Source organism: Cellulomonas flavigena DSM 20109 (assembly GCF_000092865.1).
GTDB lineage: Bacteria > Actinomycetota > Actinomycetes > Actinomycetales > Cellulomonadaceae > Cellulomonas > Cellulomonas flavigena.
The window spans coordinates 3,506,421-3,532,801 of the sequence record NC_014151.1; the positions used below are offsets into that span (position 1 = coordinate 3,506,421).

General features: G+C 75.2%; 23 protein-coding genes and 1 tRNA gene. 11 read left to right on the forward strand and 13 right to left on the reverse strand.

All coding sequences use genetic code 11. The features are described from left to right. Positions 1–104: 104 nt before the first annotated feature. On the reverse strand, positions 105–1,070 hold the full coding sequence (locus CFLA_RS15935) for an LLM class F420-dependent oxidoreductase (protein ID WP_013118368.1): 966 nt from the start codon (positions 1,068–1,070) through the stop codon (positions 105–107). A 96-nt stretch (positions 1,071–1,166) separates the two neighbouring features. Between CFLA_RS15935 and CFLA_RS20540 the strand changes: the two genes are divergently transcribed. Both CFLA_RS20540 and CFLA_RS15940 read left to right on the forward strand, forming a co-directional pair. Continuing rightward, positions 1,167–1,373, forward strand: a complete 207-nt coding sequence (locus tag CFLA_RS20540; protein WP_187291305.1) for a hypothetical protein — start codon at positions 1,167–1,169, stop codon at positions 1,371–1,373. Between the two features lie 48 nt (positions 1,374–1,421). Continuing rightward, positions 1,422–2,051 (forward strand): DUF1684 domain-containing protein, encoded by a 630-nt coding sequence (locus tag CFLA_RS15940; protein ID WP_013118370.1) that lies wholly within the window; start codon positions 1,422–1,424, stop codon positions 2,049–2,051. Between the two features lie 30 nt (positions 2,052–2,081). On the opposite strand, the gene CFLA_RS15945 is transcribed toward CFLA_RS15940, so the two are convergent. Further along, the gene (locus tag CFLA_RS15945) at positions 2,082–3,038 is read right to left on the reverse strand and encodes an Fpg/Nei family DNA glycosylase (protein WP_043599160.1); all 957 of its coding nucleotides are present in this window, start codon (positions 3,036–3,038) and stop codon (positions 2,082–2,084) included. 143 nt (positions 3,039–3,181) lie between these two features. Between CFLA_RS15945 and CFLA_RS15950 the strand changes: the two genes are divergently transcribed. From CFLA_RS15950 to CFLA_RS15965, 4 genes are all read left to right on the forward strand, one after another. Next, complete coding sequence (locus CFLA_RS15950) at positions 3,182–4,057, forward strand: tyrosine-protein phosphatase (RefSeq protein ID WP_245530262.1); 876 nt, start codon at positions 3,182–3,184, stop codon at positions 4,055–4,057. A gap of 444 nt (positions 4,058–4,501) precedes the next feature. Next, positions 4,502–5,500 carry a methionine ABC transporter ATP-binding protein gene (locus CFLA_RS15955; RefSeq protein WP_013118373.1) on the forward strand — a complete coding sequence of 333 codons (999 nt, stop codon included), beginning with the start codon at positions 4,502–4,504 and terminating at the stop codon, positions 5,498–5,500. Continuing rightward, positions 5,500–6,180 (forward strand): methionine ABC transporter permease, encoded by a 681-nt coding sequence (locus CFLA_RS15960; protein ID WP_013118374.1) that lies wholly within the window; start codon positions 5,500–5,502, stop codon positions 6,178–6,180. Before CFLA_RS15955 ends, CFLA_RS15960 begins: the two co-directional genes overlap by 1 nt. A 77-nt stretch (positions 6,181–6,257) precedes the next feature. After that, positions 6,258–7,097: a MetQ/NlpA family ABC transporter substrate-binding protein gene (locus CFLA_RS15965; protein WP_013118375.1), complete on the forward strand. Its 840-nt coding sequence runs from the start codon at positions 6,258–6,260 to the stop codon at positions 7,095–7,097. 197 nt (positions 7,098–7,294) lie between these two features. Here the strand turns inward: CFLA_RS15965 and CFLA_RS19200 are convergent, their stop codons facing one another. Continuing rightward, positions 7,295–7,894 (reverse strand): YbhB/YbcL family Raf kinase inhibitor-like protein, encoded by a 600-nt coding sequence (locus CFLA_RS19200; protein ID WP_013118376.1) that lies wholly within the window; start codon positions 7,892–7,894, stop codon positions 7,295–7,297. Between the two features lie 68 nt (positions 7,895–7,962). Here CFLA_RS19200 and CFLA_RS19205 point away from each other — a divergent pair, with 68 nt between their 5' ends. After that, positions 7,963–8,589: a TetR/AcrR family transcriptional regulator gene (locus tag CFLA_RS19205; RefSeq protein ID WP_013118377.1), complete on the forward strand. Its 627-nt coding sequence runs from the start codon at positions 7,963–7,965 to the stop codon at positions 8,587–8,589. Between the two features lie 211 nt (positions 8,590–8,800). Here CFLA_RS19205 and CFLA_RS15980 read toward each other — a convergent pair whose 3' ends face one another. Together CFLA_RS15980 and CFLA_RS15985 are read right to left on the reverse strand one after the other, a co-directional pair. Then, on the reverse strand, positions 8,801–9,826 hold the full coding sequence (locus tag CFLA_RS15980; protein WP_013118378.1) for an alpha/beta fold hydrolase: 1,026 nt from the start codon (positions 9,824–9,826) through the stop codon (positions 8,801–8,803). A gap of 31 nt (positions 9,827–9,857) precedes the next feature. Continuing rightward, entirely contained in the window at positions 9,858–11,246 is a 1,389-nt protein-coding gene (locus tag CFLA_RS15985; protein WP_013118379.1) for an MFS transporter, read from the reverse strand. Between the two features lie 132 nt (positions 11,247–11,378). On the opposite strand from CFLA_RS15985, the gene CFLA_RS15990 reads away from it, so the two are divergent. Continuing rightward, positions 11,379–12,452, forward strand: coding sequence for a LacI family DNA-binding transcriptional regulator (locus CFLA_RS15990; RefSeq protein WP_013118380.1), 1,074 nt, complete (start codon positions 11,379–11,381; stop codon positions 12,450–12,452). 129 nt (positions 12,453–12,581) lie between these two features. Continuing rightward, a complete protein-coding gene (locus CFLA_RS19210; RefSeq protein ID WP_013118381.1) occupies positions 12,582–14,054 on the forward strand; it encodes a cellulose binding domain-containing protein in 1,473 nt (490 codons plus the stop codon). A gap of 108 nt (positions 14,055–14,162) precedes the next feature. On the opposite strand, the gene CFLA_RS16000 is transcribed toward CFLA_RS19210, so the two are convergent. Further along, a tRNA-Ser gene (locus tag CFLA_RS16000) sits at positions 14,163–14,252 on the reverse strand. Positions 14,253–14,385: 133 nt separating this feature from the next. On the opposite strand from CFLA_RS16000, the gene CFLA_RS16005 reads away from it, so the two are divergent. Continuing rightward, on the forward strand, positions 14,386–16,023 hold the full coding sequence (locus tag CFLA_RS16005) for a cellulose binding domain-containing protein (protein WP_013118382.1): 1,638 nt from the start codon (positions 14,386–14,388) through the stop codon (positions 16,021–16,023). 115 nt (positions 16,024–16,138) lie between these two features. Here CFLA_RS16005 and CFLA_RS16010 read toward each other — a convergent pair whose 3' ends face one another. The 6 genes from CFLA_RS16010 to CFLA_RS16035 form a co-directional block, all read right to left on the reverse strand. Beyond that, a complete protein-coding gene (locus CFLA_RS16010) occupies positions 16,139–17,431 on the reverse strand; it encodes a glycoside hydrolase family 32 protein (protein ID WP_013118383.1) in 1,293 nt (430 codons plus the stop codon). Between the two features lie 22 nt (positions 17,432–17,453). Next, positions 17,454–17,918: a hypothetical protein gene (locus CFLA_RS16015; RefSeq protein ID WP_245530263.1), complete on the reverse strand. Its 465-nt coding sequence runs from the start codon at positions 17,916–17,918 to the stop codon at positions 17,454–17,456. A gap of 95 nt (positions 17,919–18,013) precedes the next feature. Then, on the reverse strand, positions 18,014–18,625 hold the full coding sequence (locus CFLA_RS16020; RefSeq protein WP_013118385.1) for a GTP-binding protein: 612 nt from the start codon (positions 18,623–18,625) through the stop codon (positions 18,014–18,016). After that, positions 18,606–18,983: a DUF742 domain-containing protein gene (locus CFLA_RS16025; protein WP_013118386.1), complete on the reverse strand. Its 378-nt coding sequence runs from the start codon at positions 18,981–18,983 to the stop codon at positions 18,606–18,608. The genes CFLA_RS16020 and CFLA_RS16025 overlap by 20 nt, the downstream gene beginning before the upstream one ends. Before the next feature lie 11 nt (positions 18,984–18,994). Continuing rightward, positions 18,995–19,444, reverse strand: a complete 450-nt coding sequence (locus CFLA_RS16030; RefSeq protein WP_013118387.1) for a roadblock/LC7 domain-containing protein — start codon at positions 19,442–19,444, stop codon at positions 18,995–18,997. 88 nt (positions 19,445–19,532) lie between these two features. After that, on the reverse strand, positions 19,533–23,840 hold the full coding sequence (locus CFLA_RS16035) for a HAMP domain-containing sensor histidine kinase (RefSeq protein ID WP_013118388.1): 4,308 nt from the start codon (positions 23,838–23,840) through the stop codon (positions 19,533–19,535). Between the two features lie 254 nt (positions 23,841–24,094). On the opposite strand from CFLA_RS16035, the gene CFLA_RS16040 reads away from it, so the two are divergent. Further along, positions 24,095–25,108 carry an NAD(P)H-quinone oxidoreductase gene (locus CFLA_RS16040; protein ID WP_013118389.1) on the forward strand — a complete coding sequence of 338 codons (1,014 nt, stop codon included), beginning with the start codon at positions 24,095–24,097 and terminating at the stop codon, positions 25,106–25,108. A 6-nt stretch (positions 25,109–25,114) separates the two neighbouring features. Here CFLA_RS16040 and CFLA_RS16045 read toward each other — a convergent pair whose 3' ends face one another. Next, positions 25,115–26,347, reverse strand: a complete 1,233-nt coding sequence (locus CFLA_RS16045) for an AGE family epimerase/isomerase (RefSeq protein WP_013118390.1) — start codon at positions 26,345–26,347, stop codon at positions 25,115–25,117. Positions 26,348–26,381: the final 34 nt, after the last annotated feature.

Genomic DNA, 26,381 nt, shown 5'->3' on the forward strand with positions numbered 1-26,381 from the left:
TGCGGGGACGTGCCTTCATGACAACTTTGTGAACAATTGTGTCGCACGGCAAACGTCCCACCATTCGGACATTTGGGGCGGTGGGGGCGGGCCCGCCGCGGCGGTCAGGCGCCCGCGAGCGCGGCTCCGGGGACGTGCGGTGCGACCTCCTGCGCCACCAGCTGCAGGTGCTCGAGGTCCGCCAGGTCCAGGACCTGCAGGTACACCCGCTGCACACCCTGCTCCGCGAGCCAGGTCAGACGCTCGACGGCCTCCCCCGGGGTGCCCGCGACGCCGTGCTCGCGCACCTCGGGCACCTCACGGCCGATCGCCGCGGCGCGGCGCGCGAACTCGGTCTCGTCGCGGCCCACGCACAGCACGAGCGCCACCGACTGCACGAGCGTGTGCGGGTCGCGCCCCGCCGCGGTGCACGCCGCTCGGACGTGGGCGATCCGGCCCGGCACCGCCGCGACCTCCGGGAACGCCTGGTTGTACTCGGCGGCGAACCGCGCCGCCAGCGCCGGCGTGCGCGTCGGGCCGCCACCGCCCACGATGACCGGCACGCCGGCACGCGACGGGTCGAGCGGCGAGCGCTGGACGGGCTTGGGCAGCGCCGGGGAGTCGGTCAGCGTGTAGTGGTCGCCCGCGTGGTCGAACGTGCCGCCCACGGGCGTGCCCCACAGGCCCGTGACGATCTCGAGCTGCTCGGTGAGCAGCCCGAACCGCTTGGCCGGGAACGGGATGCCGTACGCCGTGTGCTCGGCCGCGAACCACCCCGCACCCAGGCCCAGCTCGACGCGCCCACCGGACATCTGGTCGACCTGGGCGACCTGGATCGCCAGCACGCCGGGGTGCCGGAACGTCGCGGACGACACGAGCGTGCCCAGGCGGATGCGGCTCGTCTCGCGTGCGAGGCCCGCGAGGGTCGTCCACGCGTCCGTCGGCCCCGGCAGCCCGTCACCGCCCATCGTCAGGTAGTGGTCGGAACGGAAGAAGGCGTCGAACCCGAGGTCCTCGGTGGCGCGTGCGACCGCGAGGACGTCGTCGTAGGTGGCACCCTGCTGGGGCTCGGTGAAGATGCGCAGATCCATGCCGGCCAGCGTCGCACGACCGGTACGGGGGCACCGGGGCGCGGCGGGCGGGGTGGCGCGGGCCGCGACGGGCGGGCGGCCGGTACCGTCGGCCGGGTGCACTGGTGGCGGGGGCCCGGACGTGGGCCGCGGTCCGTGCGGTGGTCGTCGCTGCTGCTCGTCGGCGTGTGCGGCGTCGTCGTGCTCGTCTGCCTCGGCGTCGCCGCGCGCGGCCGCCCGCTCGCGCTCGTCCCCGCGGGCGTCGCCGCCGCGCTCGCGGCACGCGAGGTCCGCCGCCTCCGGCGAGTGAACCGGTCCCCCTGAGGCGCACCTCGACGTGCGCCCGGGCCCCGGACTTGGGACGGTGGTCGGATGCACGCCGCCACGCCGCTCTCGGTCGCCCTGGAGGTCGCGGACTGGCGACGACGCACCGCCGCGACGTACGCGCTGGTGCGCTCGCTCGCCGACGACCCCCAGGCCGCGCACGCGGTCTGGGTCCAGCAGCGCGACGAGCTCTTCGCGACCCATCCCGCCTCGCCGCTGACGGCCGACGCGCGCGCGGAGTTCGTCGGCCTCGACGTCGCACCGTACGACCCCGACTACCGGTTCGAGGTCGAGGTGCAGCCGGCCGGCGAGCAGCGGCTGGACCTCGCGACCGACGCCGACGGCGTCGTCGGGTTCGACCGCGTCGGGATCGTCGACCTCGGCGACCTCGGCACGCTCACGCTGTGGTCGCTGCGCGGGTACGCGGGTGGGCTGTTCCTGCCGGTGCGCGACGCGCTCGCCGGGCGCGGCACGTTCGGCGGCGGGCGCTACCTGCTCGACACCGTCAAGGGCGCCGACCTCGGCTGCGACCACGTCGGGCGGCTCGTGGTCGACCTGAACTTCGCGTACAACCCGTCGTGCGCGTACGACGCGTCGTGGTCCTGCCCTCTGGCGACGCGGGCGAACACGCTGTCCGCGGAGGTCCCGGTGGGTGAGCGGACGCCGTCGGTGGCCTGACGTCCCGACGTCGGGACCCGCGGCCCGGCGTCAGACCTGGCAGACGGGGCAGCGGTAGAGCTTGCGCGTCGCCATCTCCTCGACGCGGACGGGTGTGCCGCACACCCGGCACGGCTGGCCCGCGCGCCCGTAGACCCAGTGCCGCAGCGTCGGATCGGCCACCGCGGCCGCGCGCCCGGCGGCGTCGAGGTCCTCGCGCGTGAGGATCATGCCGTCGCGCACGCCGTCGGCGAGCAGGCCCGTCCAGTCGCGCCAGACCGCCCGCACGACGTCCGCCGGCACCCGCCTGCCCGGCGTCCACGGGTCGAGCCGCGCACGGAACAGCAGCTCCGCCCGGTAGATGTTGCCGATCCCGGCGACCACCGCCTGGTCCATGAGCAGCTGCCCCACGGCCACGTTCCGGCGGGTCACGCGGTCGACGACGACCTCGCCCGCCGTGTCGACGTCCTCCACCACCAGCGGGTCGGGGCCCAGCCGGTCGCGCACGAGCGCCGCCTCGTCCGCGGTCAGCACCTCGCACGCCGTCGGGCCGCGCAGGTCCGCGACCACGGACCCCGAGTCGAGGCGCACGCGCACCTGGCCGATCGGCGGCGGCGGCCACGTCGCGCCCGCGTCGACCGCGACCTCCGACTCCCCCTCGCCCATACGCAGGCGGCGCGTCGAGGGCTGCGCGTCCATGACCGCCCCGGGCCGGACCCGCGGCGCCCCGAGGCTGCTGCGCGCACGCGCGCCGTCGCCGAGCGGGCTGACGTCGCCGTACAGGTCCCACGCGCCGTAGAGGCCGAGGTGCACGCGCAGCACCTCGCCGGTGTCGAACGTCGCGAACAGCTGCTTGCCGACCGCCGTCGCGCTCGTCATCGTCCGCCCGTCGAGCCGCGCGGCCCCGGCGGCGAACCGCCCCTGCGGCGAGGACACGGCCAGCGGCCGCCCCACGAGATCCAGCGTCATCTGCCGCGCGATGCGGTGAACGGTATGACCCTCCGGCACGCCGTCACCCTACGTCGCGCACACCTCCCCCTCCCCTCCTTCGCCGAGTGCGGGGGAAGTCGCCGAGTGCGGGGGTTGTTTCCCCCGCACTCGGCGATCGGGGGTGCGGTGTGGGGGTGGGTGGGGTGTGCGAGGGTGGCGGCGTGGACGACGTCACGCTGCCCCCGCACCCGCCGACGACGCCGCACGGCGAGCCCGTGCCCGACGCCCGGGCCGCCGCCGTCACCACCGCGGACCCGCACGTCCTGGCCACGGACGCACTGGCGAACCTGCGCGACGTGGGCGGACGGACGACGGCCGACGGGCGCAGCGTGCGGCGCCGGGTCGCGTTCCGCTCCGCCGAGCTGCGGGCGCCGGCCGTCGCGGTCGACCCGGTCGTGGCCGGGCTCGGGGTGCGGACCGTCGTCGACCTGCGCACGGCCGCCGAGCGTGCGGCGGCGCCCGACGTGCTCCCCGCGGGCGCGACGGGCGTGCACGCCGACGTCCTCGCGGCGGCCCCGGACGCCCCCGCCGCGGACCTGAGCGAGATCCTGCAGCGCCCGCAGGAGGCGCAGCGGGTGCTCACGGCGCTCGACCCGCCCGCCGCGATGCGGCGAACGTACGTCGACCTCGTGACGAGCGACGCGGGACGTGCCGGGTACGCGACGCTCCTGCGCCGTCTCCTGGACCCGGCGGCCGGGCCCGTGCTGTACCACTGCACCGCGGGCAAGGACCGCACCGGCTGGGGCACGTCGGTGCTGCTGCTCGCGCTGGGCGTGGACGAGGCGGCCGTGCGTGAGGAGTACCTCGCGGTGAACCCCGCCGTGCGCGCGATGTACGCGCCGCTCCTCCAGAGGTTCGCGGACGTCGGTGGGGACCCGGGGCTGCTGGTGCCGCTGCTCGAGGTGCAGGAGGCGTACCTCGACGCAGCGCTCGACGCCGTCGCGGAGCACCACGGCACGTTCGGCGGCTACCTGCGTGAAGGGCTCGGGCTGCGTGACGACGAGGTGGCGGCGCTGCGGGACGCGCTGCTCGAGTGACCTGCGGAAAGACGACCGCGCCGGTGCACCTTCCGTTTCCGGGTCTCACGACGTGGACGCGCGCGATGTCGGGTTCCGATGCCGCCGGCAGCACCGCCCACCCGGCCACAGGCGCCCCGAGCAGCTCCTGACCTGCACCGACGCCCGACACCGGTCGTCCATCTGCTGACCTCATTCGTCTCGCGGGTCGAGCCTCGCCGGGCGGGCGTCGGGACACCGTGCTTGCATGACGGACATGGCACCCCTCGACACGCGCTCGCCGCGACCGGTTCCCGCCGGCGCCGCCCGCTGCTGTCGTGCCCGAATGTGTCGCTGACCGCGACCCTCCGCGCGCCCGTCGCGCTCCCCTGACCCGCTCCGGCACGCCGGCCCCGGGTCCCCCTCCCCGCACCGGCGCCGCCGACCCGGCCGCGTCGTCGCGCCCCACCCCGAGGACCACCACCAGTGATCGAGCTCTCAGGCCTCCGCAAGGTCTACCCGTCCCCCGCCGGGGACGTCGTCGCGCTCGACGGCATCGACCTCACCGTCGAGCGCGGCACGGTGCACGGCATCGTCGGACGCTCCGGCGCCGGCAAGTCGACGCTCATCCGCTGCCTCACGGGCCTCGAGCGGCCCACGTCCGGCACGGTCACGGTCGACGGCGTGACGATCTCCGACCTGCCCGAGAAGCGGCTGCGCACCGCACGCCGCCGGACCGGCATGGTCTTCCAGCACGTCAACCTGCTCGACTCCCGCACGATCGCCGGGAACGTCGCCTACCCGCTCGAGGTCGCCGGTGTCGCGCGACCGCAGCGCGCCGCCCGCGTCGCCGAGCTCCTCGACCTCGTCGGGCTCGGCGACCGCGCGTCGGCGTACCCCGCGCAGCTGTCCGGCGGGCAGAAGCAGCGCGTGGGCATCGCGCGGGCCCTGGCCACCGAGCCCCCGGTGCTGCTGTGCGACGAGCCCACCTCGGCGCTCGACGGGGAGACCACCCGCCAGATCCTCGGCCTCGTGCGCGACCTGCGCGACCGCCTCGGCATCACCGTCGTCGTCATCACGCACGAGCCCGCGGTCGTCCGCGAGGTCTGCGACGCCGTCACGCTGCTCGAGCACGGGCGCGTCGTGCAGTCGGGCGCGCTCGCGCAGGTCGTCACGGAGGTCGGCTCGCCGCTGTCCCGCGCCCTGGTGCCCGTCCCTGACGTCCCCCGGTCCGGCCGGCGGCGGCTCGTCGAGGCCGTCTACGCCACCGACGCCCTCGCCACGAGCGCGGCCTTCGCGGCCGTCGCGGGGCTCGGCGACGACGTCGAGGTGCTGTCCGCCACGGTCGAGCCGCTCGCCGGCGTGCGCGTCGGCCGCCTCATCGTCGACACCCCCGAGGCACGCACGGACGAGGTCGTGGCGCGGCTGCGCGCCGCCGGCCTCGACCCGCTCGCCGCGCCCGTGACCGAGCGGGAGGTCGCGTGATGGGCGACCTGTGGACCGAGCTCACGACCAACCGCGTCATCCTCGCCAAGCTCCCCGAGGCGACGCTCGAGACCCTGCAGATGGTGGGCCTGTCGGCGCTCGTCACCGTGCTCCTCGGGCTGCCGCTGGGCCTGCTCCTGCGCTCGCTGTCCGCCGACGGCCTGCTCCCGAACCGGCCCGTCGCCCAGGTGCTCGGGTTCGTGGTCAACGTGCTGCGCTCGCTGCCGTTCATCATCCTGGCCGTCGCCGTCATCCCGCTGACGCGCGCGATCGTCGGGACCTCGCTCGGCTGGGAGGCAGCCGTCGTGCCGTTGAGCGTCGGGACCATCCCGTTCTTCGCGCGGCTCGTCGAGACAGCGGTGCGCGACGTCGCCCCGGGCAAGGTCGAGGCGGCCCGCGTCATGGGCTCGACGACGCCGAAGATCCTGTGGACCGTGCTGGTGCGCGAGGCGCTGCCGAGCATCGTGTCCGGGTTCACCGTCACCGTCATCGCGCTCATCGGGTTCTCCGCGATGGCCGGCGCGATCGGCGGCGGCGGCCTCGGCTTCCTCGCCATCACCTACGGCTTCCAGCGCTTCGACCCCGTCGTGCTGTACACGTCCGTCGTCGTCATCGTCGTGCTGGTCACGGTCGTGCAGGTGGTCGGTGACGCCGTCGCGCGCCGCCTGGACCACCGCTGAGCACGCCGACCCGTCGCGAGCCGCGACCCACCGACCCGCCCTCGACCCGTGGGCGACACCCGAGAGGAACCCGTGAGATGAAGAGCACCGCCCGAGCCGCAGCCGTCCTGTCCGCCGCAGCCCTGGTGATGGCCGGCTGCGCGGGCGGCGACGACACCGGCGCGTCCGACGGCGGGACGGGGTCGGACGGCCCGACCACCATCGTCATCGGCGCGAGCCCCGTCCCTCACGCCGAGATCCTGCAGTTCGTGCAGGACGAGCTGGCCGCCGACGCGGGCATCGCCCTCGACATCCAGGAGTTCACCGACTACGTCCTGCCCAACACGGCGCTGGCCGAGGGCGAGCTCGACGCGAACTTCTTCCAGCACCTGCCGTACTTCGAGGCGCAGGTCGAGGAGAACGGCTTCGAGTTCGACCACTTCGCCGGCGTGCACATCGAGCCCTACGGGATCTACTCCGAGAAGGTCGGGTCGGTCGAGGACATCCCCACGGGCGGCGTCGTCGCCATCACCAACGACCCGGGCAACCAGGCGCGCGCGCTCGACCTGCTGGTCGAGGCCGGGCTCATCGAGCTCGAGGAGACGGACGGCGACCCGACGCTGCTCGACATCGCGGAGAACCCGAAGGACCTCGAGTTCGTCGAGACCGCACCCGAGCAGCTCGTCGTCTCCCTGCAGGACGTCGACGCCGCGATCATCAACGGCAACTACGCGCTCGAGGCGGGCCTGAACCCGGCCAAGGACGCGATCGTCCTGGAGTCCGGCGAGAACAGCCCCTACGCCAACTTCGTCGCGTTCCGCTCCGAGGACGCCGGCGACGAGGCGCTCGCGACGCTCGACGAGCTGCTGCGCTCCGACGAGGTCCGCGCCTTCATCGAGGAGCGCTGGCCGGACGGCGAGATCATCGCCGCGTTCTGACGGCTCCGCAGGGTCCGACGCACGGGGTCGGTCCGCCTCCTGGTGGGGGTGGCCCGGCCCCGTCGTCGACCACCCGCCGAGGAGACGGATCGGCGAGCGCGGTACTCGATCGACGAGCGCCGTACTCGTTGGTGCCGCGCTCGGTGATCGTGTGCCGCGCTCGGCGCGACGCAACGGGGCCGGGACGGGGGCGCGGATCAGGGGGCGGTGGGGGTGACGTCGAGGGTGGCCTCGGCGAGGACGTGGCCGTCGACGAGGGCGAGGGCGTCGTCGAGCGTCGTCGACGCATCGCCTTCGATCGCCTCGTCGAGCGCGTACAGCGTGTAGACGTACGTGTTGCCCGGCACGCACGGACCCGCGTAGAGGCCGTCCCCGCGGTAGCTGCGACCGGCGACGCCGACGCCGATCTCCCCCTGCTCGCCCTGCTTCACGCCGTCGACGTCCCCGGGGATGCCCGTCACGACCCAGTGGACGTAGTCCGGGTGCGCCGGGTCGGTGAGCGTGAGCAGGTACGACGCGACGTCGTCGGGGCCGCCCTCCCACGCGAGCGCGGGCGAGCGGTTCTCGCCGTCGCAGACCGTCGAGTACACCCCCGACGCCCAGGGCGGCAGGGCGCCGTCGGCGTCGAGGTCGGGGCTCGTCAGGACGAGGGGTGCGGGGCTCTGCGCCGCGGCATCGGTCGCGCCGACGTCCGTGGGCGATGCGGTGCCGGACGTCGTGGCGCAGCCCGCGAGGCCGAGCAGCACCGGGCCGACGAGCACGGCGACGAGGAGCGGGACGGGGCGGGATCGGCGCACGCGGGCTCCTCGTGGGACGGGCCGCGTCGGCGCGGCGTATAACGGCGTTATGCGCATAACTTAGTGATGTGCCATCCGACGCGTCAACGCCCGACCCGCGCCCGACCGTCGGGCCGTCGACGTCGTCGTCGACCCGCGACCGGATCCTCGCGGCCGCCGTCGACCTGCTCGCACGCGAGGGCGGGGCGGCGCTCACCGTCCGGGCCGTCGCCGCCGCGGCCGGCTGCTCGACCATCGGCGTCTACACGCACTTCGGCGGCAAGACGGGCCTGGTGCAGGCACTCCTGCTCGACGCGTACGAGCAGCTCGACGCAGCCGTCGCCACGGTCGACACGATCGTTGACCCGTACGCGCGGCTCGACGCCGGCGCCCACGCCTACCGCGAGTGGGCCCTCGCCCACCGCACGCACTACCTGCTGATGTTCAGCCCGATCGTGCCCACCGTCGACCCGATGCCCGCCGTCGAGGAACGCGGTGCGCAGTCGTACGGCGCCCACTGCGCGCGCGTCGAGGCTGCGGTCGCCGCGGGCGCTCTGAGGGGCGACGACGTCGAGGCCACGGCCTTCCACCTGTGGACGTCGGTGCACGGCGCCGTGAGCATCGAGCTCCTCGGCAGCCCGCCCGCGACACCGGAGCGCGCCCTCGCCCGCTTCTCCCACGGCGTCGACGCCCTCCTGCGCGGCCACGCCGCCTGACACCCCAGATCCCGACCCACGCGCCGGCGGAGGACTCCGACGGCCGGCGCACCTGACCAGTGGTCGCCGGTGAGGACGCCCGAGTGACCAGTCGGCAGGACCACGACCGCGGCGGTGTGCGTGCGCTGGTGGTGTCGACCCCGATGACGACTTCGGCAGGACTGGGCGTCGCGTTCATCTGGAGAAACCCGACGAGGTTCCGGCGAGATCCTCAAGGTCGGACGAGGGTGGTGAGGAAGTCCGTCAGGGCGCTCAGGTACGTGGTGCGGGCCGGCTCGAGCGACAGGGTCAGGTCGTGGACGGAGTCCTCGACGACCAGCTCGCGCACGTCGCTGCCGAGGCGCGGCGCGAGGGCGGCGATGGTGGTGACGTCGAGCACGGTGTCGGTGGTGTCGACGTCCGGTCCGTCGTCGACGAACGCCGACGACCGCGCCGAACGCGCGACCAGCAGCGGCACCCGGATCGCCAGGCCCGCCGCGACCCGGAGCTGGCCGGCGCGCGCCGCCGCGAGCCAGCCCGCGCGTACCGGCACGCCCTCGGGCCGCTTGAGCGTGAGGTCGAAGTCCCAACGCCGGGCCAACCGGGCCGCGTAGCGCGACGGTGACGAGCCGACGACACGCAGCGGCGCCGACCGTGCGAGCGGGCGCAGCGCACCGTCCTGCAGGGGCGTCACCCAGGACCGCTCGACCGACAGGAAGGGGTTGTTCAGCACGACGGCGTCGGGCCCGCCGCGCGCCCGGTGCGCGTGCGCCCACAGCGCGGTGACCAGCCCACCCATCGAGTGCCCGTGCACGACGACCGGCCGACCGGGCCACGTGCTGCGCGCGACCGCGACGGCACGCGTGAGGTCGGACGCCTGCTCGCGCAGGTCGCCCTGGTAGTGCGGCACGTCGCCCGGTCGCAGAGACCGGCCGGCGCGGCGCGCGTCGAGCCCGAGGAACGCCCAGCCCGCGGCGTGGCACGCGTCGGCCAGGTGCGTCTGGAAGAAGTAGTCGTTGTAGCCGTGCAGGTGCACGACGACGCCCTCCGGCGCGGCGGGCGGGTCCGGGGGGCGCACCACCGTGAGCACGGGCGCCGACCCGCCGGCGGCGACCGCGCGGGCTGTGCGACCCGCCGCGGCGGGCGTCCAGCCGGGAAGCGTGAGGGTCGCGTAGCCGGGCAGCAGCCGGTCCGGCAGCCACGTGCCGAGCACGTCGCCGCGCACCTCCGCGTCACCCGCCGCCGTCACACCCGGCATGGAACCACACCGACGTCACTGCCGGGTCGGCTCACACCACGCCCGCGAGGACGTCGCGACGCCCGTCGACGCCGCGGCCGTGCGGGAACCGCACGAGCACGAACAGCGCGAGGCCGACCGCGAGCACCAGGACGATCCCGAGGACGCCCCAGTACTGCGCACCGCCGAGCCCGATCGCGATCGAGAACGCCGCCGGAGCCAGGAACGTCGCCGCACGGCCGGTGGTCGCGTACAGGCCGAACAGCTCGGTCTCGTGGCCGGGCTCCGCGAGGCGCGCCAGCAGACCGCGCGACGCCGACTGCGCCGGGCCCACGCACGCCGACAGCATGAGCCCGGCGACCCAGAACGCGCCCGCACCCGCGTCGTGCAGGAAGAACACGGCCGACCCGGCGACGACGAGCACGACGAGGGAGCCGGTGATGAGCCGCCGCGGGCCGAAGCGGTCGTCGACCCAGCCCGCGGCGATCGTGGACGCCCCCGCGACGACGTTCGCGGCGATGGCGAACACGATGACGTCACCCGGGGAGAACCCGTAGACGCCCGCGGCGAGCACGCCGCCGAAGGTGAAGACGCCCGTGAGCCCGTCGCGGAACACCGCGGACGCGACGAGGAAGCCCAGCGTGGAGCGCTGCTCGCGCCACAGCTGCGCGATGTGCCGCCCGACCGCGCGGTAGGCGCCCACGACGCTCACGCGCCCGGCGCGGTCCTTGCGGGGGTGGTCCGGCACCACGACGAGCACCGGCACGGCGAACACGAGGAACCACACGCCGGCGATGAGCATGGACACGCGGACGTCGAGACCGCCCTCGGACGTGATGCCGAACCAGCCGACCTCCGGCTCGATGAACCCGAAGTACAGCACGAGCAGCAGCACGATGCCGCCGACGTACCCGGCGCCCCACCCGATCCCGCTGATCCGGCCGATGGTCCGCGGGCCGCTGATCTGCAGCAGGAGCGCGTTGTAGGCGACCGAGCCGATCTCGAAGGCGATCGTGCCCACCGCGAGCAGGACGACCCCGAGCCGCACGGCGTCGGACATGCCGCCGGCGGCCGGCTCGACGAACCACAGCGCCAGCACGCTCATCCCGACGATCGCGGACATCACCGCGAGCATCGGGCGACGGCGCCCGCCGGCGTCGGCGAGCGCGCCGAGCGCAGGCGCCGTCAGCGCGACGAGCAGGCCGGCCGCGGCCAGGCCCCACCCGAGCCACTGGCTGTGCAGCGCCTTCGCGGCCTCGACGTCGGCCCCGGGCTCGACGAACGACGAGCCGGTGAGCCACACCGTGAAGACGAAGGTCGTGACGACCGCGTTGAACGCCGCCGACCCCCAGTCCCACGCGGCCCAGGCGGCGACCTGACGGGGGGCGGGCGTCGGCTCGACGGTGTCGTCGAGCCGGACCGCGTCATCGGGGTGGCCCATGGCGGCAGGGTATGCCCCCGTGCCGCGTCGGCCCGTCCAGCGTCCGGGTGAACGGCGCGTCGCGCGCACGGCACCCGACGGCCCGCGGTGCGTGCGGCATCATGGCGGGGCGCGGCGGAGGGGAGGTCGGTGATGGCACGGGCGCAGGACGCCGACACCCCGCGGGGTGCTCCCACGCTGCGCGACGTCGCGCGGGTCGCGGGCGTCTCGATCAAGACGGTGTCCGAGGTCGTGAACCGCACGGGGCGCGTCGCGCCGGCGACGTCCGCGCGCGTCGACGCCGCGGTCGCGGCGCTCGGGTACCAGCCGAACCTCAGCGCCCGCAGGCTGCGGTCGGGCAGCACGGGTGTCATCGGGCTCGCGGTGCCGGAGCTGTCGACGTCCGGGTACTTCAACGAGCTGAGCGCGCTCGTGGTGCAGGTCGCGGCCGAGCGGGGGCTCACCGTGCTCATCGAGCAGACGGGCGGCACCCGCGAGGGCGAGCTGCGAGCCCTGGCCGGGCCGCGCCGCAGCGTGATGGACGGACTGCTGATCAACGCCGTCGCCCTGGAGGAGCAGGACGTGGCGGCGCGCGGACCGCTGCCGCCGACGGTCGTGCTCGGCGAGCGCCGCCTGGGCGGTGGGCTCGACCACGTGACGTTCGCCAACGAGGAGGCGGCGCGGCAGGCGACCGCGCACCTGATCGACCTCGGGCGCCGCCGGATCCTCGTGGTCGCCGGGGACCCCGCGAGGAGCGCGTCCGCGGCACGTCGGCTCGACGGGCACCGGCAGGCGCTCGCGGCCGCGGGCCGGACGCTCGATCCCGCGCTGGTGCGCACCGTGGCGCTCTGGGACCACGAGGCCGGGTACCGAGCGGTCGTCGACGCGTGCCGGACGGGGCAGACGTTCGACGCGGTCTTCGCGGTGAACGACTCGCTCGCCCTCGGGGCGATGCGCGGCCTGCACGACGAGGGTGTCGACGTCCCCGGCAGGGTGGCGGTCGTCGGGATCGACGACGTGGTCGAGGCAAGGTTCTCGAACCCCCGCCTGACGACCGTCGACCCGCAGCGGGGCACGCTCGCGGCGCTGGCGGTGGCGACGCTCGCCGAACGGATCGCGGACCCCAGCCGGGAGGGCGTCGTCCACGAGATCGAGACGCACCTGCAGGTCCGCGGTTCGACGTCCCCGGACGCCGAGCTGCCTGCCTCAACGTTTCAGAGTCGCTGAAACCGTTGCCGTGACGCGCGCGGCGCTCGTACCGTCGCAACGTCCACCTGATCACAACGTTTACCTCGCGCCGCTCCGCGCCTGTCCCCCGGACGCGGAGCGGGGCCCCGGACCCCGCGGAGAACCGCCATGAGTCGTCCTCGCACCGCCCTGCGCGCCCTGGCGCTCGCGGCCGTCACCGCCGTGACGACCACCGCGCTCGCCCCCGTCGCGACCTCTCCCGCCGCCGCGGACGACGGCCGCGGCACCTACCTGGGCGTGTTCCGCGAGGTCGGACAGCTCACGGCCGCGGCCGACGGTTTCCGCGCCGACGCGGGCGTCGAGCCCGCGTCCGTCCAGTGGTTCGAGGCCTGGAGCAACCAGCGCCCGTTCCCCGTCGCGCAGGCCCGCGCCCTGTGGTCGCGCGGCATCCTGCCGCACTGGACGTGGGAGCCGTGGGACCCGACCCTCGGCGTCACCGACCCCGCGCAGATCGACCTCGAGGCGATCCTCGACGGCGAGTGGGACTCCTACATCCGCGCCCGCGGCGCCGAGCTCGCGTCGCTCGGCACGCCCGTGCTGGTGCGCTGGGGCCACGAGTTCAACGGCGACTGGTACCCGTGGGCCGTCAGCCGCAACGGCAACGACCCGCAGGAGTACGTCGCGGCCTACCGCCACGTGCACGAGCTCGTGACAGCCGCGGGCGCGACCAACGTGCAGTGGGTGTGGACGTTCAACGCGTCGTCGAGCCCTGCCGCGTCCTGGAACGCCCCTGAGCTCGCCTACCCCGGCGACGCGTACGTCGACTGGGTCGGCATCGACGGCTACAACTGGGGCGACGGGCCGTCCTGGGACCCGACGGGCCGGCACTGGACGTCGTTCGACGGTGTCATCGGCGACGCCTACCGCACCGCGACCCGCCTCGCCCCCGGCAAGCCGATCACCGTCGCCGAGACCGCGTCGTCCGAGGACGGCGGCGACAAGGCGGCCTGGATCCGCACGATGCTCGCCGACGTCGCCGCCGGCCGGTACCCGCAGCTGCGGCTGCTCACGTACTTCGACGAGCTCAAGGAGGAGGCGTGGGCGTTCACGTCCTCCCCCGCCGCCCACCAGGCGTTCGCGGCCGGAGTCGCCGACCCGTGGTTCGCCGGCACCGGGCGGGAGCTGGCGCTCGTCGCACGGCCGGGAGCCACGCCCACGCCCACGGTCGAGCCCACCCCGACGGTCGAGCCCACCCCGACGGTCGAGCCCACACCGACCCCCACGGTCGAGCCGACGCCCACCCCTGAGCCGACACCGACCCCCACCCTCGAGCCCACGCAGGCTCCCAGCACCTGCAGCGCCTCGCTCACCGTCCTCGGCTCGTGGCCCGGCGGCTTCCAGGCCGAGGTCCGCGTGACCGCCGGGACCGCCCCGCTCACGGCCTGGACCACGGCGTTCGCGCTGCCGTCGGGCGGGAGCGTCCGGAACGGGTGGAGCGGCACGTTCGCGTCGTCGGGCGGGACGACGACCGTGGGCAACGCCGCCTGGAACGGCACCCTCGCCCCCGGCGCGACCACGACCTACGGCTTCCTGGCCACCGGCACCGCCCCGACCACCCCGGTGCCGGTCAGCTGCAGCTGACGCCCCGGCGCGCGGCTGCACCGCGAGTGCGGGGGACGCGGCGCGAGTGCGGGGGGCCGAGCCCCCGCGCCCGCACGCGATCCCCCGCACTCGGCGGGATGGTCCGGGCGGAGGGCAAGGGATTCGAACCCTTGAGCACGGGGTCACCGCGCTAACGGTTTTCAAGACCGTCGCTTTCGGCCGCTCAGCCAGCCCTCCCGGTGCCGCGGACACTACCAGGGCGGTCGCGGCCCCCTGACCTCGGCATGAAGCGGTTCGACGGTGGCGCGTGACCACGTCCCCCGGGTACGAAGACGCCGGGCGCGTCCCGCGTCCGGAACAGGAGAACGCCGTGCACCGTCCCCGACGTCCCGCCGCGGTCGCGCTCACCGCGCTGACCGCGAGCGTCGCGCTCGTCCTCACGGGCGCTGCCACGCAGCTGCCCGCCGCAGCCGCCGACCAGCCCGCCCCGATCGCCGACACCGTCCACGCCGTCGGGCGGGTGAAGGCCGTGTCCGGGGGCCTGGCCTACAGCTGGCCGGGCGTGGCCTTCGAGGGCCGGTTCCGCGGCACGGGCGTGGGCGTCGTGCTCGACGACGGCAACGCGGACTACGACCTGTTCGTCGACGGCCGGCGCAGAGCGCACTGGATCCTGCCGGGCCAGGGCACGAAGTTCGTGACCGGCCTGGCCGACGGCGAGCACACCGTCCGGCTCGTCAAGCGCAACGAGAGCCCGTGGGCGACGAGCACGTTCGGCGGGTTCGTGCCCTGGACGGGCGGCGAGATCCTCGAGGCGCCGGCGCCCCGACAGGTGCAGCTCGAGTTCTACGGCGACTCCTACACCGCGGGCTACGGCAACGAGTCGCGGACCCGCGAGTGCACCGGCGACGAGGTCAACCGCACCACCAACGCCGACGCCGCGTTCCCCGCGATCGTGGGCCGGGCCGTCGGCGCGGACGTGCACGTCAACGCGTTCTCCGGGCGCGGCATGGTGCGCAACTACGCCGGCAGCGACCTGGGCACGAGCTTCCGCACCTACGCGGACCGCGCCCTGCTCGCGGTGCCCGGGGACGCGTGGCAGCGCCCGGCGGACTGGCAGCCGCAGGTCGTCGTCGTGGGCCTCGGCATCAACGACTTCTCGACGGCCGTGGGGGCCGGCGAGCCGTGGAGCGAGCAGACGCTGCGCACGCAGTTCCGCGCCGCGTACGACGGCTTCGTCGACAGCCTGCGCCGCAGCTACGGCCCGGACACGTTCATCGTCCTCAGCGCACCCGACCACACGCCGGACATCCGCACCACCACGGTCGCGATCGCGCAGGACCGGCTGGCCGCGGGCGACGACCGCGTGATCCCCTGGGCCTTCGGCGGCCTCGACCTCACCGGCTGCCACTGGCACCCGTCCACGGCCGACCACGTGACGATCGCGGCGAGCCTCAGCCAGCTCGTCACGTCGGTCCTCAGCGTCGACGGCATCACACCGACCCCGGAGCCGGAGCCGTTCCGGCCGATCCAGCCCGACGCCAGCCCGGAGCCCGCGCCGACCGGGAACCCCTCGGCCACCCCGAGCCCGCCGACCGGCTACCCGACGCCCACGCCGACCGGGCCGACCCACCCGACCGACCCGCCCTCGCCGACCGCACCGCCGTCCCCGACACCGACGCCGACCGACGTGCCCACGGCCCCGCCCGGCGCGTCGTGCACCGCCGCCCTCGCGGTGACGGCGACGTGGCCCGGCGGCTACCAGGCGAAGGTCGACGTGACCGCGGGGTCCCGCCCGCTCGGCGGCTGGAGCGTGACGTTCACGCTGCCCGGCAGCCTCACGCAGGGCTGGTCCGGTGAGTTCGCCGCGTCCGGGAGCGCCGTGACGGTGAGCAACGCGTCGTGGAACGGCGCGCTCGGCGGCGGGACCACGACCTCGGCCGGGTTCATCGGCAGCGGGACGCCGCCGACGAGCGGCGCGGTGCCCTGCACGGGCGTCCCGGCGACCTGACGCACCTCCACCTCACGCACCGGTCACCGACGGGCGGGAGCAGCTGACGACGGAGGGGCGGCGCCACGCACGGCGCCGCCCCTCCGTCGTCACGCCGGCCGGTGTGCCGGGCCTGTCACACCTCGGGCGGGAGTCTCAGGGTCGCGACGTCGAGATCGCCCCGGGCGCGGACACGCCAGCGCTGCGCACCGCGCCGGTAGACGCGCAGCGTCGTGCCACCCCGCGCGGGACGGAAGGCCTCCAGCACCGACCCGTCGACGAGCACCTCCGCGGGCCCGCGGCCCTGCCACACGACGACCGACGCGGCGTCGTCGCCGTCGACCAGCGCGACCTCGACGTCGTCGCCGCGCGCCCACCAGGCGGGCTCGTCGGTGGCCAGGACCGCACCCTCGTCGTCCCGGACCACCGGCAGGGGCCGGTCCCGCAGGCCGGCCAGCTCCGCCGCAGGTCGGGTCACGGGACGACCGTCGACGACCACCAGCTCGCGCGGGAACGACAGGACCCCCGCCCACCCGGCGGCCTCGACCTCGGCGGCAGGACGCCCCACCGCCCCGGACCCGCGGCCCTCCCCGCACCAGCCCCACACCAGCGCGCGGCCGTCGGGCGCGAGCACGACCTGCGGGGCGTACACGTCGGGGCCGTGGTCGAACGGCGTCGAGCCCGTCACGACGAACCGCGGCACGTCGCCCGCGACGTCCAGCCGCCCGGTGTACGCGGTCACGCCCCGCCGCTCGGGCTCCTCGCCGCGCTCGAACCACGAGACGAGCAGCACCCACGCACCGCCGACCTGCACGAGCTGCGGGCACTCCCAGACCTGCCCCGGTGCGGCGAGCCCCGCGGGCACGTCGCCCGCGGTGACCAGCGTCCCGAGGAGCCGCCAGTCGTCGAGGTCGGCGACGTCGTACACGAGGACCGCACCCCCGTCCGGCGTGCCGGCGCCCTGGATCCCCAGACGGCGCGCGCCGACCGTCACGAGGAACGGGTCGCGCACCTCGACGAGGCCCGGCAGGTCCGGGTGCGGCGCCGCGAGGCGGTCGGGCTGGACCCAGCGACCGTCGCGCCCGCGCCGCGCGACGGCGACGCCCGCCGTGCCGGTGACCGCCTCCTCGCGGACCGCGCTGTACACGAGCGCCACGTCACCGCGGTCGTGCACCGCGACACCGCTCCACGCGCCACCACCGTCCAGCGTGCCCGGCCGCGGCGTCAGCGCCGTCGGCTCGTGCTCCCACCGCAGCAGGTCGGGTGAGCTCGCGTGGCCCCAGTGGATGCCGCCCCACACCGGGGCGTGCGGGTTCCACTGGTACATCACGTGCCAGCGGCCGTCCCACCACCCGGCGCCGTTCGGGTCGTTGAGCCAGCCGGCCGGCGCTCGGACGTGCAGGCGGGGGTCGTGGGCGTCGGTGGTCACCCCGTCAGTCTCCCCCGAGACGTCAGCGCCACCACCCCGGTGGTCGGCCCGGGGTGACGACGTCGAGCCCGCAGCCGGCCGCGGCGCGCGCCGTCGCCGCGTCGTACGTCGCGATCGCCCGCACCTCGAGGTGCGCGCAGGCCGCACCCACGTGCAGGGCCGCGAACGCGCCGAGCGCGCCCGGCGCGAGCACCGCGCGGCGCAGCACCTGGTCCGACAACCGCATGACCGGCAGGCGGGCCACGGCGTCCAGCACGTCGACGGCCGCGCCGGGCCCCAGCATCCCGGCGGTGACCCGCGCCTCGAGCACGGACACCCGCGAGACGACCGCGCCCGGCTCGTGCTCGGCCGCCCACGCCGCCCAGGCGCGTGCCTCCGGTGCCGCGGGCAGGTAGCGGCACAGCGCCGAGCCGTCCACGTAGACGCTCGCCGCCGGGTCGCGGGCCTGCAGGACCTCCGCGTCGAGGGCCGTGCGAGGTGTGGGCACGACACCATCCTGACCCGGCGCTGCCCGTCGCACCGGTGCGGGGACGCACGAACGGCCGACCCCCGCGGGGGTCGGCCGTTCGCCAGGGGTCGTTCTCAACGCTGGCGCAGACGCTCCATGGCGAGCTGCACGAGAGCGATCAGGGCCTGCTTGGTGGCCGCCCGCGACCGCGCGTCGGTGTACAGCACCGGCACGTGGGCGGGGATGGCCAGGGCCTCACGGACGTCGTCGAGCTGGTGCTTGGCGATCCCGTCGAAGCAGTTCACGCCCACGACGAACGGGATGCCACGCGACTCGAAGTAGTCGACGGCCGGGAAGCACTGGTCGAGACGGTCGGTGTCGACGAGCACGACGGCACCGATCGCGCCGCGGACCAGGTCGTCCCACATGAAGAGGAAGCGGTCCTGGCCGGGCGTGCCGAAGAGGTACAGCCACAGCGACCCGGGGAGCGCGATGCGACCGAAGTCCATCGCGACCGTCGTGGTCGTCTTGCGGTCCGACACACCGCCGGCGTCGTCGACGCCCACGGAGTGCTCGGTCATGGCGGCCTCGGTGTTGAGCGGCTCGATGTCGGAGATCGAGCCGATGAACGTCGTCTTGCCGACGGCGAAGCCGCCTGCGACGACGATCTTGACGACAGTGGGGGCAACTGCGCCCGCGGTCCCCGCCGGAGCGGCGACGGCGGCGTCAGAGGGCGGAAATGCCATTGAGAACACTCTCCAGCACGCTCAGGGACAGGGCGGGGCTTTCACCGGTGTTGACCTCGACCGGCTGTGAGGTGTGCACGCGCACAAAGTTCGCGTCGGTGAGATCGGACACGAGGATCCGGATCACACCCAGCGGCAGGTGGAGGAGCGCCGACAGCTCGGCGACCGAGATGTACCCGGCCGACGCGTGCTGGATGATCGCGCGCTTCTCAGGCGTCAGGCCCGTGCTGGCCACGGCACCCGGCATGACCTCGACCAGCGCCTCGAGAGGCAGGTCGGAGCGTGCCGAGCGCACGCGACCTCCGGTCACGGCGTACGGCCGGACCGTTCTGGCCTCGTACTCGACGTGTTCGCTCATCGCAGGGGGCCTCAGGCGACGGGGGCCCGGGTGGCGCCGTCGACGGGCAGCTGGCCGCGCATCTCGGAGATGAGCTGCGGCGTCAGCGTGGCCTCGGTACGGGAGACGAGCATCGCCATCTCGTAGCCGATGAGGCCGACGTCGCAGGTCGCCTCCGCCACCACAGCGAGGACGGAGCCGTTCGAGACGCTCATCAGGAACAGGAACAGGTGGTCCATCTCGATGATCGCCTGGCGCACCTCCCCCGCTCGCAGCTGGCGCGACGCGCCACGGGTGAGGCTCGACATGCCCGAGACGATGGCTGCGAGCTGGTCGCCGCTGGTGCGGTCGAGCTGCTCGGACATCGCCATGAGCAGACCGTCGGCCGACACCACGAGCGTGTGGCGAGTGCCGGGCACGGTCCGGACGAAGTTGTCCAGGAGCCAGCCGAAGTTGGCTGCCTCGGTGCTGAGCGCGGTCACACTTCCTCCTTCATGGTGCAGTCTGGGCCGACTGCGGGCGTGGTGTCCACGGTGACACACGGGCCACCGAGGTCTCGGGTTCGTCGGATCACGAGTGGTCACCGTCCTGGGGGCCGTGCGCCGCGCGACGACCGCGCGACGTACCGGTCTGGAAGCTGGACAAGCGAGAACGCAGCTGTTCGGCGTCACGCTGGACGGGGCGCTCCTCGACGGGTGCCGGTGCGGCAGGGACCGCACTCGGTACGCGCTTCGTGAGTCGCTCCGAACCGCTCGCTCCGACGGCGCTGGGCCGGTAGGCGGACAGCTGGCTGAGCTCCGAGAGAGCCTGCTCCTGGATGTCCGACCGGAGAGCGAGCATCGCTGCCACCTCGTCGTCCAGCGTGCCGACGCGCGGGGCGGCCGACGGCGGGACGGAGGGGTGGGGGACCGTCGAGGCGGGTGCGGGCTGACGCCCGGCCCACTCCGGCGGCGACCACGAGGGCGTGGGACGCGCCTCCTGGACGGTGGGGGTGGCCGCCTGCGGGGCCGCCGGTGCGGCCCACGCGGGTGCGGCCTGCCAGCCGGCGGCGGGCGCCGGCTGTGCGGCGGGAGCCGCCGAGGACGCGCCGTCCGGGCCCCAGGCCGACGTGCGGACGGGTGCCGGTGCGGCCGCGGCGGGCGCGTCGTCGACGGCGTCGTCCTCCTTGCGGCGGCTGAAGAAGTTCCCCCAGCGCCGCTTGGGCTTGTCGTCCGCCGCACCCACGACGTCCCCGAAGGCGGGTCCGCTCACGGGCACGGCCGTGGGAGCGGGCGCCGCCAGCGCGGGCGCCACCGGCGCGGAGGCCACCGGGGCGGCATCCACGACGGGCGCGAACGCCTGGGTCGGCTGGTCGGCCGCCGCGGACCGGGCCCACGCGGGGGTGGCGGGGCGCCACTGCTCCGCGACCGGGGCGGGGGCAGGGGCGGGCTCGGGCGCCGGGGCGGCAGGTGCCTGCTGGTCCTGCCACGTCGGTGCCTGCCACGCGCTCTGCGCGGGCTCGGCCGGCTCGAGCGCCGGCGTGGCGGCGACCGGCGCCCAGGGGGCGGCGACCTCCTCCTCGACCTCGGGCTCGGGCTCGACGTCGTAACCGGCCTCCTGGGCGGCCGGGGCCGACCACGCGGGCTCCGCGGGACGCACGGGCTCGGGCACGACGGGCAGGGCGCCGGTGTGCCAGGCACGGGCCTCGTCGAGCGAGCGCTCGAACGGCACGTACGGGGCGGTGTACTGCAGCGCGGGACGGTCGCTGCTGCCGGCCCAGCCGGAGTACCCGCTGTACGACGTGAACGTGGGCTCGGGCTCGTGCGCCTCGGTCAGCTCGGGCTCGGCGGCCTGCTCGTGCTCGGCAGCCCACGGGGCGGTCTCCTCGTCGGAGGACCACGCCGGGGTCGTGTCGTGCTCCGCACCGGCGGGCTGCTCGTCCCAGGACGCGGCCGGGGCCTGCGGGGCCTCCCAGGTGGGGGCGTTCTCCTGCGGCGTCTCCCACGACGCGGCCGGGGCCTGCGGGGCGTCCCACGACGGGGCGCTCTCCTGCGGCGCGTCCCACGACGGGGCGTCCTCCTGCGGCGCGTCCCACGACGGGGCGTCCTCCTGCGGCGCGTCCCACGACGGGGCGTCCTCCTGCGGCGCCTCCCACGACGCGGCCGGGGCCTGCTCGGCCGCGGGGGCCGCCCACTGCTCCTCGGCCTGGGTCGGCGACCACGGCGTGTCGTCCGTGGCGGGCGCGGTCCAGGAGTCGGTCTGCGGCGCGGTCCACTGCTCGGTGGGCTCCGCGGCCGGCTCCGCCGAGGCGGTGCCACGGCTCGGCAGCCCGTGGCCACCGTCACGCCACGAGGGCACCGGCCAGCCGGAGTCGCCGGCGGCCTCGGCCGTGGCCGCCGACGCTGCGGGCGCGTCCTCGGGCGCGAGCGACGGCACGACGAACCCGTTCGCCGACTGCTCGCCGTGCGGCACGGGGGCGCTCTCGCTCAGCGCGCTGGGCGGCGGCACGGGAGCTTCCTTGCCGCTGCGGAAGCCGGAGAACAGGCCGGCACGGGCGGCCGGGTCGGCCGGCACCGCGGGGCGCGTCTCCTCGACGGGGTCCGGCTCGCTCGCCCACGCGGGCGTCGCGGCGCGCGAGCGGGTCGGCAGACCCGACTGCAGCGGGGCCGCGGCGACCGCGGGCGCCCACTCGCCGGTGTCGACCGAGAGCTCGGGCGACAGGCGCGCCTCGGGCGCGACCGGCAGGACGATGTTGTCCTCGTCGAACGTCTTGCGCGACCTCGCGGGCAGGCCCGTGGGCGCGTTGAGCATCGGCACCGGGATGGGCGCGTCGTCGTCCGAGGCCGACGCCGCCGGCTGCGCGACGGGCGCGGCGCCCGTGTCGTCGCCACGGCGACGGCGGGGCAGGCCGAGCGACGTCTCGCCGTCGGTGAGCTCGGCCAGGTCGACCGCGCGGACCTCGGGGATCTCGATCTCGGGCAGGGCCGACGACGACACCGGGGCGGCGCTCGGCGGCAGCGCGCCGTACGAGCCGACCTCGTTGGCCGAGAACAGCGTGCTCGGGAACTGCACGTAGGCCTCGGTGCCGGTCCCGCCGACGCGCTTGCGGAGCGTCACCTCGGCGCCGAGGCGCTGGGCGAGGCGGCCGACGACGAAGAGGCCGAGGCGCTGGGCGCCGAGGGCGTCGCCCGCGGACACCGAGATGATCTTGCTGTTCGCGGCCTCGATCTCGGCGTCCGTCATGCCCAGGCCCTGGTCCGCGATGCGGACGACGACCGAGGCGCCGGAGACGCCGGTGCTGACGACGACCGGGGTCTCGGGCTCGGAGAAGACCGTGGCGTTCTCGAGGAGCTCCGCCAGGAGGTGAGCCGCGGACAGGGCGTTGAAGCCGAGCATGTGGGGGTCGACCTGCAGGTCGAGCTCGACGCGGTCGTACTGCTCGATCTCGGAGGAGGCGGTACGGATGACGTCCGACAGCGGCATCGCGTCGCGCAGGCGACGGCCGGAGTCGATGCCGGCGAGCACGAGGAGGGACTCCGCGTTGCGGCGCATCCGGGTGGCGAGGTGGTCGAGGCGGAAGAGGTTCGCCAGGGTCCCCGGGTCCTCCTCCGCCCGCTCGAGCGAGTCGATGAAGGACAGCTGCCGGTTGAGCAGGACCTGGTCGCGGCGGGCGACGTTGACGAACATCTCCGCGATGGAGCCGCGCAGCGCGGCCTGCTCCTGGGCGACCTGCACGGTCGTGGCGTTGACCGCGTTGAACGCCTGTGCCAGGCGGCCGATCTCGTCCTGGGAGCGGACGGGGATGGGCGCCAGCATGATCTCGGGGCCCTCGCCCGGGGTCGCGACCTGCTCGACGAGGCGGGGCAGCTGCTCGCGGACGTCGGCAGCAGCGCTGGTGAGACGGCGCAGCGGGACGACGATCGAGCGCGCGACCGTGACGGCGAAGAAGAACGACACGACGAGAGCGAGGAGCGCGAGGGCGACGGTGACGAGGGCGCGGTCGCGGGCGGTGGTCACACCGTCGGCGGCGACCTCGTCGGCGCCCTTCAGCACGCCGTCGTTGACCGTGCCGATCATCGTCATCTGGTTCGTCGTCTGCGTCGTCCACTCGTTGAGGTCGACCGTGGCGATCGCCCCGACGGACCCCTGCGTGAAGAGGGCGCGCATCGACAGCAGCGTCGAGGTCGGGTCACCCGTGCTGACGCCCAGGCCCTCGATCTCGAGCGCGTCGACCTGGTAGCGGGCGCGCTCACGGGCCAGCTCGGTCGCGGTCGTCTGCGACTGGAAGCTCCGGGCGAGCGCCGGGCTGTCGGCGACGACGTTCTTGAGCTCGATGCCGGTGACGTACTCGTTGACCAGGGCGTCGCTGAGCAGCTGGAGCTCGCGGTTCGCGCTGATGTACTCGGCCAGGTCGCGGTCGCGCAGCGAGTTGGCGACACCCTCCATGACGCGGGTCTGACCGTCGAGGATGTCCTGGAACCCGTTCTTCACGATGACGCGCTGCGCGGCCTTGTCGACGCGGTCGCGCAGCTGCGGCAGCGCCGTGCCGTACGCGTTCTGCTGGTCCTGGAAGTCCCGCACGACCGTGTCGGGGAACTCCCCGAGGTCGAGCTCCGCGGTGACCCTCCTCGCGTCCGCGAGGGCGGAGTCGGTGCGCTGGCGGGCTGCGGCCACGTCCTCCGGTGTCGCCCCGGTGAGGGACAGGATCCGTTCCTGCTGGAACGCCGCCGTGAGCGGGCTCAGCGCGTCGAGCGTGCGCACCACGGTCTGGGTCGCCCTCGCGTACCGAAGGTCCTGGATCGCGGAGTACGAGATGTACGCACCGGCCACGAGCAGGACGATCATGGGCACAGCGAGGACCGCCAGGACCTTGGCACGGATGCCGAGCCGTCGCAGCATGTCGATCCTTTCCCTTCGCCCGACGTCGGACGCTTGCGCGATACCGCGTGCGTCCGTCATGCAGCCACCGCCGGTGACTGCCGTCTGCGCTTCATCGGTACCTGGACACCGGACCATTAGCCCGGCGCCTGAGTTTGCCACGGACCTCACCCGTCCCGATACGTCGTGCCACCACCCAGATCGGTCGTCCCGGGACGCAGTACCCCGGCGCGCCTGCGCGACCTCACCCGCCGGTCGGGCCTACCGTCCGACCCGTGCGTGCCGTCGTCGTCACCTCCCCCGGCGGCCCCGACGTGCTGCGGGTCCAGGACGTGGCCGATCCGGAGCCCGGCGTCGGCGAGGTCCTCCTCGACGTGGTCGCCGCCGGGGTCAACCGTGCTGACCTGCTGCAACGCGCCGGCCACTACCCACCGCCGCCGGGCGCGCCCGCGTGGCCCGGGCTGGAGGTCTCCGGCGTCGTCGCCGCGATGGGCCCACCGGCAGGGCCGACCGTGCCCGGGGCGGGCGCCCCGGCGCCCGTGCCGGCGCTGCGGCCCGGGGACCGCGTCGCAGCCCTTCTCGCCGGCGGAGGTTACGCCGAACGAGTGACCGTGGACGTCTCCCTGACCCTCCCCGTCCCTCCCGAGGGTGACGTGGTGGACGCCGCGGCCCTGCCGGAGGCCCTCGCCACCGTGTGGTCCAACCTGCGCGCGGCCCGCCTGGCGCCCGGGGAGACGCTCCTCGTGCAGGGCGGCTCCGGCGGTGTCGGGTCCGTCGCCGTGCAGCTCGCCCACGCGCTGGGCCACCGCGTCCTGGCCACCGCGGGCGGGCCCGAGCGCTGCGCGCGCGTGCGGGCGCTCGGTGCGGACGTCGTCGTCGACCACCGCGCGCAGGACGTCGCGCAGGCCGTGCGGGACGCGACCGACGGGCGCGGCGTCGACGTCGTGCTCGACGTGCTCGGCGGCCCCGCGCTGCGGGACAACGTGCGCCTGCTCGCCGAGGGCGGGCGGCTCGTCGTCATCGGGCTGCAGCAGGGCCGCCGCGGCGAGCTCGACCTGCCCTCCCTCATGGCGCGGCGCGGGTCGGTCATCGCCACGACCCTGCGCGACCGCCCCGGCGCGCAGAAGGCCGCGATCATGGCCGACGTGCGCGAGCACGTGTGGCCCCTCGTCCTCGACGGGCGCGTGCGGCCCGTCGTGCACGCGCGGATGCCCCTGGCCGACGCACCGCGCGCGCACGAGGCGCTCGCCGCCGGGGAGGTGCTCGGCAAGCTGCTGCTGCTGCCCTGACCCGCCTCAGCCCAGCAGACCCGCGGCGAGCGCGGGCGCGAGCGCGGGCGCGAGCGGCAGGCGCGGCACGAGGGTCGCCTGCACCGCGTGGTAGACGTCCGCCTTGCCCACCCACACGGTGCGCGAGACACGGTTGTCCGGGCCGAGCTCGTGCCACCACGACCCGCCCTCGCGGTCGAGCACGTGCTCCCCGACGTACTCCCACCACTGCGTGTAGAGGTCGTCGTAGCGCGGGTCACCGGTCGCCGCGTGCAGCGCGGCGGCCGCGGCGACGGCCTCGGCCGCGACCCAGTGCATCCGCTCCCGCACCACGGGACGGCCCTGCCAGTCGACGGTGTAGACGAAGCCGGGCGCCCCGTCGACCGCCCATCCGTCGCGCACCGACGCGTCGAACAGGGCGGTCGCGTCCTGGAGCAGCCACGCCGGCGGGTCGCCGCCGCGCGCGGCGAGGGCCGCGCGGCCGTGCAGCGTGAGGCGCGCCCACTCGAACCCGTGCCCGATCGTCGCGCCGTAGGGGCGGAACGGGTGCGCCGGCACGTCGGCGTTGTAGCCGAGGTCCGGCGTCCAGCCGGCGCCGAGGTGCTCCGGGATCCGCCAGCCGTTGCCGCGCGCGAGGCCGTGGACGACGCGCTCGACGACACGCAGCGCCCGGTCGAGCCAGCGGCGGTCCCCCGTGACGTCCGCGGCCGCGAGGTACGCCTCGACGGTGTGCATGTTGGCGTTGACGCCGCGGTAGGGGTCGAGGTCGGTGAACGTGCGGTCCCACTCCTCGACGACCATGCCGGCCGCGTCGTCCCAGAAGCGCTGCTCCTGCACGGTCAGCGCCTCGTCGAGCAGCGCACGCGCACCGGGCCGGCCCGCCGCGGTCGCGCTCGCGGCGGCCAGGACGACGAACGCGTGGGGGTACGCGGCCTTCGACGCGTCGCGGGGCGTGCCGTCCCCGTCGACCTCCGCGAACCAGCCGCCGTGCTCGTCGTCGTGGAAGGTCCCGCTGAGTGCCGCGAGCCCGTGGTCGACGAGGCCGCCCGAGCCGGGGCGCCCCGCGAGGTGAGCGAGCGCGAACACGTGCGTCATGCGGCACGTGATCCACAGCTCCCGCGGCCCGGGCAGCGGGCGCCCGACGTCGTCGAGCCGGGTGAAGCCGCCGTGCGGGGCGCGCGACGCGCGCGCGAACGCCCACAGCCGGTCCGTCTCGCTCTCGAGCCAGCGGTGGTGCGCCGGGGTGCCGAGCCACGCCATCGGCCCACACTAGCCAGCCGCGAGGGCTGCGGCG

Bases quoted from the DNA above. Each gene is read 5' to 3' on its own strand.
- CFLA_RS15965 (WP_013118375.1), top strand. From the start codon at position 6,258: ATGAAGAGCACCGCCCGAGCCGCAGCCGTCCTGTCCGCCGCAGCCCTG.
- CFLA_RS19210 (WP_013118381.1), top strand. From the start codon at position 12,582: ATGAGTCGTCCTCGCACCGCCCTGCGCGCCCTGGCGCTCGCGGCCGTC.
- CFLA_RS16025 (WP_013118386.1), bottom strand. From the start codon at position 18,983: ATGAGCGAACACGTCGAGTACGAGGCCAGAACGGTCCGGCCGTACGCC.
- CFLA_RS15985 (WP_013118379.1), bottom strand. From the start codon at position 11,246: ATGGGCCACCCCGATGACGCGGTCCGGCTCGACGACACCGTCGAGCCG.
- CFLA_RS15980 (WP_013118378.1), bottom strand. From the start codon at position 9,826: ATGCCGGGTGTGACGGCGGCGGGTGACGCGGAGGTGCGCGGCGACGTG.
- CFLA_RS15960 (WP_013118374.1), top strand. From the start codon at position 5,500: ATGGGCGACCTGTGGACCGAGCTCACGACCAACCGCGTCATCCTCGCC.
- CFLA_RS15940 (WP_013118370.1), top strand. From the start codon at position 1,422: ATGCACGCCGCCACGCCGCTCTCGGTCGCCCTGGAGGTCGCGGACTGG.
- CFLA_RS15990 (WP_013118380.1), top strand. From the start codon at position 11,379: ATGGCACGGGCGCAGGACGCCGACACCCCGCGGGGTGCTCCCACGCTG.
- CFLA_RS16020 (WP_013118385.1), bottom strand. From the start codon at position 18,625: ATGGCATTTCCGCCCTCTGACGCCGCCGTCGCCGCTCCGGCGGGGACC.
- CFLA_RS16045 (WP_013118390.1), bottom strand. From the start codon at position 26,347: ATGGCGTGGCTCGGCACCCCGGCGCACCACCGCTGGCTCGAGAGCGAG.
- CFLA_RS16035 (WP_013118388.1), bottom strand. From the start codon at position 23,840: ATGCTGCGACGGCTCGGCATCCGTGCCAAGGTCCTGGCGGTCCTCGCT.
- CFLA_RS15935 (WP_013118368.1), bottom strand. From the start codon at position 1,070: ATGGATCTGCGCATCTTCACCGAGCCCCAGCAGGGTGCCACCTACGAC.